Source organism: Rossellomorea vietnamensis, assembly GCF_001305855.1.
Classification (GTDB): Bacteria; Bacillota; Bacilli; order Bacillales; family Bacillaceae_B; genus Rossellomorea; species Rossellomorea vietnamensis_A.
The window spans coordinates 1-1,226 of record NZ_LIXZ01000051.1 but is presented as its reverse complement, the minus strand read 5'-3'; the positions used below and the strand labels follow the sequence as shown (position 1 = coordinate 1,226).

General features: G+C 40.6%; 1 protein-coding gene. It reads left to right on the top strand.

What is annotated here, in order from left to right; genetic code table 11:
* Positions 1–1,182: ISL3 family transposase (locus tag AM506_RS21630; protein ID WP_235576173.1), on the top strand; the 1,182-nt coding region annotated here is incomplete at its 5' end.
* Between the last annotated feature and the right edge of the window lie 44 nt (positions 1,183–1,226).

The window sequence follows — 1,226 nt, the reverse complement described above, 5'->3', positions numbered from 1 at the left end:
GCATTGGTTACGAAAATGGAGGAAGTGGAAGAGAGACTTTGTGTTTATGTAGAAATGCCAGTTACAGCTCACAAATGTCCGGTTTGTGCTACTTTCACCTATAAGATTCACGATTATCGTATACAAAAAATTAAGCATTTAAAGCTGTTTGAAAGACACACACTCATCTTTTACAAAAGAAGAAGATATGCTTGCCCTTGCGGGAAGAAGTTTGCGGAAAAGAATCCCTTTGTGAAACGATACCAACGGTTATCTATCGAACTGAACCAAGCGGTTAAAATCCGTAGTATTAAAGGCAAAACCTTCAAGGAAACGGCAGAGGTGTACGGAACATCCTCTTCAACGGTCGTCAGACGCTTTGATCAATTGGCAAAGGAAACGGTTGACGAGGAAGCGAAGGAATTGCCCAAGGTCATTGCCATTGACGAATACAAAGGAGATACCAAAGAGGGTAAGTACCAGCTCATCATCGCAAATGGCATCACCAAAGAACCCATCGACATCCTTCCGAATCGGTACAAAAACACGATTAAGCACTATCTTAGAAAGTATGGCGCTCAGGTGGAAGTCGTCATAATGGATATGAGTCAATCTTTTAAAGCAGCTGTCACGCAAGCACTTGGGAAGCCTATTATTGTGGCGGATAGGTTTCACTTTGTTCGGTATATTTATTGGGCTCTTGATAACGTAAGGAGAAGAGTTCAATCCAGTTGGCATGACTACGATCGGAAGAAATGCAAAAAAATGCGCCACGTATTCTATAAAAAGTCTTGTAAGTTAACAGAGGACAATCGATGGTATCTTCAACGGTACCTGGATATGTCCCCTGAATTAAAGCAGGCTTATGAATTGAAAGAGCTCTTCTGTCACTGGTTCGATGAGGCTAAACAAAATGGAGAAGAGAACATCCACCAAACGAAACATGACTTATATTCCTTTTACAAAGCCATTGATGAGGCTGGCATACCAGAGTTTAAAAAAGCAGCGCAAACCTTAAAGAATTGGCAGATTGAAATATTAAATAGCTTTATGTACAACTATTCCAATGGCTTCTTGGAGGGAATCAATAACCTAACGAAAGTGATGAAGCGAAACGCATTTGGGTTTCGAAGCTTTACGCGTTTTCGAGCGAAAATACTATTAACACATAAGTATAAAAGATTGGGTTCACATATTGGTTAAGGGTGGAGCAAAATTCACTCCACCCCAACATTTGACGTTGAACC